The following is a 9,071-nucleotide window of genomic DNA, read 5'->3' as shown; positions in this document are numbered from 1 at the left end:
TCTTTGGGATTGTCGTGTTTTTGTGCAGGTTGAACCGCAGGTGCCTCTGGTTTTGGGGGAGTTAAAAGAGGGGGCGCTGGAATCGCAGGCTTAGGCGCAGCATCGGCGGGGGCCATCTGATCACGCTCGCCGACGATGGGCAAAATCGCCTCGGGGATTTCAATCTCTTTACTTTTACGCTCAAGCTCCTCTAGCACTGGCTCAGACATAGTGCCGGTCACGCGAAAACGGATTTCAGAAATCACCTCAATCACTGGTTCGAGCACCTTCGTCAGCGCAAAGGCCCCAAGGCCGAGAGTCCAAGCACTCGTGCTCAGCAGCACCACGGTTGGCACACTTGATGCCAGTTGGGGGACAAAGCGAATATCGTACTGTAAGCTCTCGCTGGTGAGATCGGTAAACCCGCGCACTTTAATGTTGCCGGCAATGGCGTCCATTTCCGTGTCGGTGGTTTTCACTACGCCATGATCAATCTGCAGATTGCCCGCAAAGCGGTTAAAGTACAGCCCTTGACCAAACACATCGCTAAAATCGAGGGAGAGTTTGCGCACCAGCGAATCTAAACTGAACAATGAAAAAATCCGCGTGCCCTTGTCGCTCACCTGCGACAAATGCCCCTTGCCTAAGTCAAATGTTACCGCGCCATTTAATGTCTCAAGCGCAAAGCTATAGGGCGCCCCCTGCCACGAGAGCGCGGCATTCATCGTTAACGGCGCCTGATTAAGCCCCGGATCGATCCCCAGTTGCGAGCTTAAATGATTGAATTGATTAGCAGTGAGTGTGACATTTAGCTCGGTTTTATTTTGTCCATCCTGCTTATGCCACATCCCCTCCCCCTGCACGCTAACATTGGGTGAGTTTAAGGATAAGCTTTGGATTTGATACCCCGCCGCATGGGGCCTTGCCTGCAGCTGCAACTTGCCAAAAGGCTTATCGAAAAAGCGAAAATCCTCCACATTCACCACCAAGGGCGGCCAATCGGGCAGTAGCGACTCGCCATTGAGCTTCGCCTCTTCGTCGGGCAGCACCGCGCTTGCAGGTGTTACTGCACTCGCGGGGTTTTCTGTACTGGCTGGTGTTTCAGCATGAGCTGGTGTTTCCCCGGTCAGATACCAGCGACTCGCCGCCACCTTAAGCCCTTGGCTGCGCCAATTGGGATAAACATCAATCGTCCCGTCAAATTCTTTGGCGCTGGCAACCACCTGCCAACCCGAAGGAGCAGCCTTGGCGCTCATCTTCAGCCCGGTGAGGTTCTGCCCCAGTAAATCGATGTTGCCGATGTTGGCATCTATCCCCGTTAAAGGCGGAAACCACGCAGAGCGGCTATGGTCGACTAAAATCCCGGTTTTGGGCGGCGCGCTCTGCCCCATCAACTCATTGAGCAGTGGCAACCACGGGGCGAACTGGACGCGGCCAAGCTCCAGTTGAATATGGCCCATTGGGTCTTGGCGAGTCTGAGCTCGTTGGTCAGCGCTACGGGCCTCATCGGCAGTCAATCCCCGCCCCAGCACCAGCTCATAATGCTGAAAACCTTGGCCATCATCCGGCGCCAAGGTACCGATAAACTCGGCTTGATTATCCAGTTTTACCCTTAAGGTGCTGCCCTGCTCATCTCCCACTAACTCAGCCAATAATGGCCTTGGCTCACCTAAGGGTTTGGCAAAGATCCCCGGCAGCGTTAATGAGGTGCCCTGCAGATCGGCGTTGGCCTGCGCCGTCAGTTGATAACCTTGGTCTGTAAACAGGATATTTAACGCCCCATTCCAATCCAATTTGCCCTGATAAAAACCACTCAAAGGATTGTGCAACACTTGAGGTAACCGATTGAGATCCCATCGACTCTTAAGCTTCAAATCGAGATTAAGCCCACTGGCAACTGGCGCAGTGGTAAAGCTAAGATCGACCCCCTGCTCAAAGATCTTGGCCTTAAGTCCCTTGGCCTCGAGCGCTTCATTAACAAAAGCGACCGTCCCCGTCACGCCGCTAAGGGCAATACCGGGCTTGGCAAGATAAATGGGGGTATTCTCAAAACCAATATCACCTTGGATGATTTCAGCTTCCCCCTCATACAGAGGGATACTCAAATCAAGACGCCCCGTCACCGGCCCTTTAACCTGCACCAACTGAAGGATGCTCCCCACACTTTGCGCAAGGGGGGAAGCCTGCAACACCGCCGTGGCTGCTGCGCCTTGGGTAGCAAGCTCAGCTTGGATGTTGACTAAGGAACGCTCGCCCAACTCAGGGATAAACACATGGGCACCGTCGGCGGCGACGTCCAGCAATTTGCCCTGCCGCACCCAAATATCCATGCGGGCATCCTCAAACAGGGCATCTAGGGACAATTCGGTCACCGCTGGCCAATCTGGCTGAAATAGATATTCGGCGTTTTGCAAACTAAAGGCAGCTTGAAACATGCCGCTATGGTCATCGAAGGGGAAGTTGGCTAACGGCCCCTGCCACAGCACTTGGCCATTATCGCTATGCCCGGCCTTAATCGCGCTATCAAGATACTGCGCTAACGCCTCGCCCATCGCCTGCACCGGGAAGTACTTATCGGCATTGGCGGCATTTTTGACCTGCACATTGGCCGCAAGCGACAGGATGGGCTCGGCGCTAACATCGAGGGCGATGGCGGCATCAAGCGCCAAATCGTTGTTATCTAAAGCAAGATGCGCTAAGCGGAGCGTGAGATCCTCCGCCGTAAATTGTCCGTTAAACGCCTGCCCCGTAAAGCTGAGCGGGGCAGTAAATGCATCACCAAAATCTAAGGTGTATTGCTGCGCGGGCACCGCAAACGCTAAGGTGTTGTCCTGCCAATTAAGCTGCAAATCGAGCGGGCTGATCTGCGGGATCCCAGCGTATTGTTGCCAGTTGAGCTGCTTGACTGCCGCAGCCGCGCGCAGTGGTTGCTGCGGCCCCTGATACAAGCGGATGGGGCCCACAGTTCCCTTAACCGCAAGCTGCTGCCACAGCTCAAGCTCTGCGGCATTCACCCCGGGGACTAAAGGCAACAAGGGGAAAACGCTGGCCAAATCGAGTTGACCGACATAAGCAAATAGCGCGTCATCCTGCTGCTTTGCCGCGAATTGCAAGGTCGGCCAAGGCTGGTCATTCGTCGTTAATTTAAGTCCGGCGCTGTGCAGCGTCCAGCCCTGCGCCGTGGGCTGCCACTGTATTTGTCCGGCCTCCATCGCCAAGGTTTGCGTGTCTCCCGCCAGCGACCATTGCAGCCAGCTTGGGGAAAACTGCACCAGCGCCGAGGCGACACTGCGCTGCTTAATATCCAGCCAAGCCTCAAGGTTGACCACCCCTTCTAGAGGGAGTCGTGGCTGCAGCTCAGAAGAGGTGGGCTGATGGGACGCCCACGCGCCTAAATCGAGGGATTGGGCCGCAAGGTAAATCTGCCCGGTTAGACTATCCGGGCGGCTGCCATCCCCTTGAATATCGAGCTGTAAGTGCAAGGATTCTTGACTGGAGCCCAGCTGATCCAAATACATTTCGCCGCTGCCGCGATGACTCAGGCCATGGTTGCGCCAGTGGAGTTGGCGAATATGGATTGGCCGGTAGGCGTGCTCTTGGCTCAACAGCTGCAACGTTGCTTGGGTTAAGGAAAAGCGATCTAATTGACTTAACAGTAATTGATAGAGCCAGTCGGTGTTGGTGCTGGCCGCCGACGATGACGAGGCAGTGGCGGAATGGGGCAGCAATGTGCCCTCGCCTAATTTATCGATGTCGAGGCCAACATTGACCCCATCAAAAATCACATCTTCAATCTGCGGACTTTGGGTCAGCAAGGATTGCCAAAAATCGAGCTTGATCTCCAGCCGGTTGATGATCAGCGTTACCGGCAGTTTATCCTGAGGCGGGATCACCAAATTATGAATGTTGACCTCAGGCCCAAAGGCCTGCCACTGAGCCGAGAGCCGACCCACATGCACATCAATTTGATACGCCCTTTTGACGTAAGTCACCAGCTGTTGACGCACCTCATCAACCTGCGGCAATAAACCGCGCACCAAACTCACCCCGAGCGCAAACAACACCAAAATAAGCGCCAACAGTTGCCAGCAAAATCGGCTTATTTTTTTTAGGGGTAAAGGCGTGGCCACTACATCATCACCACATCATATTTGTGCTGTGCATACATGGGCTCATTTTGTAAACGGATACGTTTGCCGATGTATACCTCCAGCTCGGCAAGCAAATGGCTCTCCTCGCCACTTAAGCTTTGGTAGACTGCCGGAGAGCAATACAATAAAAACTCATCGGCCGCATAAGCGCGGTTTAAGCGAATAATTTCTCTAAATATTTCATAGGATACCGTCTCAACCGTCTTCATGCTGCCCGTCCCCTTGCAGGCAGGACACTCACTGCAAAGCACATGCTCCAAACTCTCGCGGGTGCGCTTGCGCGTCATCTCCACAAGGCCTAATCCCGAAAAACCGCTGACATTGGTTTTTACCCTGTCTTTGGCTAAGGCACTGGTTAAACTGGCGAGTACGCGGGTTTTATGATCCTCACTCTGCATATCAATAAAATCAATAATGATAATGCCGCCTAGGTTACGCAGCCGCAGTTGCCGCGCAATCGCTTGGGTCGCTTCGAGGTTAGTGTTAAAGATGGTTTCTTCAAGATTGCGGTGGCCAACAAAGGCACCGGTGTTGATATCGACCGTGGTCATGGCCTCGGTCTGATCGATAATAAGATATCCGCCAGACTTAAGCTCGACCTTGCGGCCAAGGGCGCGCTGGATTTCATTTTCCACATCGTACAAGTCAAAAATCGGGGCGGGGCCTGAATAATGCTCAATCTTTTCAGCAATTTCTGGCATAAATTCTTGGGCGAACGCCTGCAATTCGGTAAAGGTGCGGCGAGAATCAACTTGGATCTGATCCAGCTCAGTGCCGACAAAATCCCGCACAATCCGTACCGGCAAGGCTAAATCTTGATATAACAGCGCCACACCGCGCCGCTGCCGCCGCTCGCTCACCTTGGACCACACCCGGCGTAAAAACGCCGCATCTTGCGCTAATTCATCCTCGCCCACGCCTTCGGCGGCGGTGCGAATAATAAAGCCGCCGTCGGCATCAACGTAGGGTAAGGTGATTTTTTTTAAGCGATTACGCTCTTCTTCCTGCTCAATCCGTTGGGAAACCCCCACATGGCTGGAGCCGGGCATAAAGACGAGATAACGGGAAGGCAGCGTGATATCGGTGGTCAAGCGCGCGCCCTTAGTGCCCAAGGGATCTTTCACCACCTGCACCATGATATCCTGGCCCTGACGCACTAGCTGGGCAATATCACGCACCACAAAATGGTTTTTCTCTGCATCGGCCACGCATTCGGTATGGGGGACGATATCTGAGGCGTGTAAAAAAGCGGCTTTATCTAAGCCAATATCCACAAAAGCGGCCTGCATGCCCGGTAATACCCGGCTGATTTTGCCTTTATAAATATTGCCCACCAAACCGCGTTTCATCCGCCGCTCAATATGCACCTCTTGCAGCACGCCGTGCTCAACTAAGGCCACTCGCGCCTCGGAAGGGGTTACGTTGATGAGTAATTCTGACCCCATCTTGCGCGGTATTTTATGTAGATTTACGCGACCGGTATTCACGACTCACCCCATTAGGGAAATTAGTTAACTTACAGATGGTTAGCGGCAGATAAGCGCAAACGACCAATCGGCTAGGGTAGCCAACTGGGGCTCCCCGCTCACATTGCGGTTAGAGCACCCCAAAACTGGCCAATAACTCACGGGTTTCGACCAAGGGCAAGCCCACCACACTCGAATAACTGCCCTCAATGGCCTGCACAAAACAGCCGCCTAAGCCTTGAATGCCATAGCTCCCAGCCTTATCCATAGGTTCTGCCGAGGCAATATACGCGGCAATATCCTGTGGCGAAAGCACACAAAACTGTACCCGAGTCTCGACCAAGCGCACGGCGCTTTGCTGCTCACTAACCAGCGCCACCGCTGTCATTACTGTGTGAGTGCGACCAGAAAGTGCGCTGAGCATTCGGTGAGCGTCGGCGACATCCTTAGGTTTACCGAGGATATGCCCATCCTGCACGACGATGGTGTCTGAACCGAGCACTATCGGCGAGGATACGTCCTGACATAAACGTCGTCCCTCCTTGGCTTTTTCTAACGCCAAGCGCTGCACATAATGCTGTGGTAATTCATCCGGTTGGGGTGTTTCATCGATATCTGGCGCCACCTGAGTAAAACAAAAATCTTGCCGACCAAGACCCAGCTGACTCAATAATTCTTTACGCCGCGGCGATGTTGAAGCTAAGACTAAATTCACGTTTAGCGCACCTTATAATGACGTCGTACGCGCCGTAAAATCCAAAACACCCAAGGCCAAAAGACTAGGGCGGCAAGGGCGGGTAAAAACATGTTAAGGGAAAACTGCGCGTTGCCCACCACAAACTCAATCCAATACACCACCAAATGATAAATACAGATGAGTAGCATGATGACCAAGGCTTGCTGCCATTGGGGGAAATTGCGTAAGCGCTGACAATGTAAAATGGCAATATAAATCACCAAGGACATTGCCAATGAACGGACCCCAAGGGTCGCGCCAAGCAAAATATCGAGTGCAACCCCCATAACCCAAGCCGTTAAGATGTTATATCTGTGGGGCAGCGCGATTGACCAGTAAATCAAGATCATCAATAACCAATCAGGGCGCCATGCCTCAACCACTACGGGCAGCGGCATGATCTGGCTCAGCAGCCCAATAAACAACGTCAACCACACGATGAGTCGACCATTTGCAGCTTGTAAACTCATTACTGTACCTCAGAAGCGGGGCGAGTAGTCACAGTGGCGGGCGCCTGATTTGCTGGTGCTGGATTTTCACGAGCTTGATTTTCACGAGATGGCTTCACAGGAGTTTGCGTTGCAGGGGCTTGTGATACCGGAGCTTGTGATACCGGAGCTTGTGATACCGGAGCTTGTGTTGCAGGAGGTTGCGCCGCGGTAGGCAATACCGAACGCTTAGCGTCTGCGCCCTTGGTCTCAACATCGGGCTCATCCGCAACGGGCAGATCCTGTGCTAGTGACGCTTCAGCCTCGGCTGATGGCCAAATCAGTAGCAAATAACGGATCCGATCCAGTGCCGCTAAAGGCTGCGCCGTGACCCGCGCATAACTTTGGCCATCCTCAGTGAAAACCTCCATCACCCTTGCGACCGGATACCCCTCTGGATAACGCTTGCCAAGGCCGGAGGTCACGAGTAAATCCCCCACTTTAATGTCGGTACTTTTCGCCACATGCCGCAGTTCAATCTCATGGATTTCCCCGGTGCCATTGGCGACCAAACGCACATCATTGCGGGTGATCCGCACCGGAATGCCATGGGAGACATCCGAGAGCAGCAATACGCGACTGGTGATCTCGCCAACCTGCACGACCTGACCGACGACACCTTGGGCATCGACCACCGGTTGACCGACAAACACACCACTGCGAGAGCCCCGATTGAGCACCACATAATGATGGGACGGATCACTGGCAATCTCTAACACTTCCGCGACCATTTTGCGCGAATCCTGATACGCCGCCGAGCCTAATAAGGCCCGCAACCGTTGGTTTTCTTGGCGTAAATGCTCAAATCGCTGCAACCGCTCGCTCATCAGCAGTTGTTGTCTTAACAACTCTTTATTTTGCAGCGCCAACATCTTGCGGGTCGCCAAACTTTCTGACGACCAATTCAGCAGCGCACTTGGCAAACTCGCCATATACTGGACCGGGCTTAAGGCAGAGGACAGCGTCGCCCTCACGGGCTCTAGGCGGTGATTCACCACGAGCAACATCACCGACAAGATAATTGCCAGTGTTAGGCGCAATTGGTTTGAAATACCACGAACAAAAATTGGCTTCATAGGAAAGAAGGCGGTGATTAACCGCCCTATACCGAAGTTAAATTAGGTTTCTTCGGAGAATAGATCGCCGCCGTGCATATCAATCATTTCAAGGGCTTTACCACCGCCACGCGCAACGCAGGTCAGAGGATCGTCCGCCACCATGACTGGAATACCCGTTTCTTGCATTAATAAACGATCTAAATCACGCAGCAAGGCACCACCACCGGTTAACACCATACCACGCTCAGAGATATCAGAAGCCAGTTCTGGAGGCGATTGCTCTAATGCCACCATGACCGCACTGACGATGCCCGATAAAGGCTCCTGCAGGGCTTCTAAAATTTCATTGCTGTTGAGTGTAAAGCTACGCGGCACCCCTTCGGCTAAGTTACGGCCACGCACTTCAATCTCTAACACTTCATCGCCTGGGTAAGCAGTACCGATAGTGTGCTTGATACGCTCAGCGGTAGCTTCACCAATCAAGCTGCCGTAATTACGGCGCACATAGTTGATGATGGCGTCGTCAAACTTGTCACCACCAATCCGCACAGAAGAAGAATATACAACACCATTCAAAGAGATAATGGCGACTTCGGTCGTACCACCACCGATATCCACCACCATTGAACCTGTGGCTTCCGAAACCGGTAAACCTGCACCAATGGCCGCTGCCATTGGCTCTTCAATCAAATACACCTCACGGGCACCCGCGCCCATGGCCGATTCACGGATAGCGCGGCGCTCTACCTGCGTCGCTCCCACGGGCACACACACTAACACCCGTGGACTTGGACGGAAAAAGCTATTGTTATGCACTTGTTTAATAAAGTGCTGCAACATTTTTTCAGTCACATAAAAGTCTGCAATCACCCCGTCTTTCATCGGGCGGATCGCTTGAATATTGCCGGGAGTTCGCCCTAACATTTGTTTGGCTTCGGTGCCGACGGCGGCAACCGATTTCTGACCAGAGCTGTTTCGCTCGCCACGTATAGCAACAACAGAAGGCTCATTGAGGACGATGCCTTCATCACGAACATAAATTAAGGTGTTAGCTGTACCCAAATCGATCGATAGATCATTAGAAAAAATGCCACGCAGCTTCTTGAACATGTAACTAGCCTGTATTCTGTGGAGTCAGAAGAAAAGAAAAATCAGCTAACTTTATCAATGCCACCCTGATTCCACAAGACCGT

At 53.0% G+C, this 9,071-nt stretch carries 6 protein-coding genes; all 6 read right to left on the bottom strand.

Annotation, left to right across the window (positions count from 1 at the left end):
* Window positions 1–4,109 (bottom strand): YhdP family protein (locus tag ACRCZA_RS10820; protein WP_438674444.1); only part of this gene is annotated, 4,109 nt, incomplete at its 3' end.
* Window positions 4,109–5,575: a ribonuclease G gene (gene rng, locus ACRCZA_RS10815; RefSeq protein ID WP_438674445.1), complete on the bottom strand. Its 1,467-nt coding sequence runs from the start codon at window positions 5,573–5,575 to the stop codon at window positions 4,109–4,111. The genes rng and ACRCZA_RS10820, both read right to left, overlap by 1 nt.
* Before the next feature lie 151 nt (window positions 5,576–5,726).
* Window positions 5,727–6,311 (bottom strand): Maf family protein, encoded by a 585-nt coding sequence (locus tag ACRCZA_RS10810; protein ID WP_438674443.1) that lies wholly within the window; start codon window positions 6,309–6,311, stop codon window positions 5,727–5,729.
* Window positions 6,312–6,313: 2 nt separating this feature from the next.
* Window positions 6,314–6,802: a rod shape-determining protein MreD gene (mreD, locus tag ACRCZA_RS10805; RefSeq protein WP_438674442.1), complete on the bottom strand. Its 489-nt coding sequence runs from the start codon at window positions 6,800–6,802 to the stop codon at window positions 6,314–6,316.
* Window positions 6,802–7,896 carry a rod shape-determining protein MreC gene (mreC, locus tag ACRCZA_RS10800; RefSeq protein ID WP_438674441.1) on the bottom strand — a complete coding sequence of 365 codons (1,095 nt, stop codon included), beginning with the start codon at window positions 7,894–7,896 and terminating at the stop codon, window positions 6,802–6,804. The genes mreD and mreC overlap by 1 nt, the downstream gene beginning before the upstream one ends.
* Window positions 7,897–7,938: 42 nt before the next feature.
* Window positions 7,939–8,988: a rod shape-determining protein gene (locus ACRCZA_RS10795; protein ID WP_007651015.1), complete on the bottom strand. Its 1,050-nt coding sequence runs from the start codon at window positions 8,986–8,988 to the stop codon at window positions 7,939–7,941.
* Window positions 8,989–9,071 lie beyond the last annotated feature (83 nt).

The organism is Shewanella sp. (genome assembly GCF_051658185.1).
Lineage (GTDB): Bacteria > Pseudomonadota > Gammaproteobacteria > Enterobacterales > Shewanellaceae > Shewanella.
The sequence above is the reverse complement of the archived record's forward strand: the minus strand, read 5'-3'. Positions and strand labels throughout refer to the sequence as shown.

Coding starts and splice junctions, on each gene's coding strand:
- mreC (WP_438674441.1), bottom strand. CDS start 7,896: ATGAAGCCAATTTTTGTTCGTGGTATTTCAAACCAATTGCGCCTAACA.
- ACRCZA_RS10795 (WP_007651015.1), bottom strand. CDS start 8,988: ATGTTCAAGAAGCTGCGTGGCATTTTTTCTAATGATCTATCGATCGAT.
- mreD (WP_438674442.1), bottom strand. CDS start 6,802: ATGAGTTTACAAGCTGCAAATGGTCGACTCATCGTGTGGTTGACGTTG.
- rng (WP_438674445.1), bottom strand. CDS start 5,575: ATGGGGTCAGAATTACTCATCAACGTAACCCCTTCCGAGGCGCGAGTG.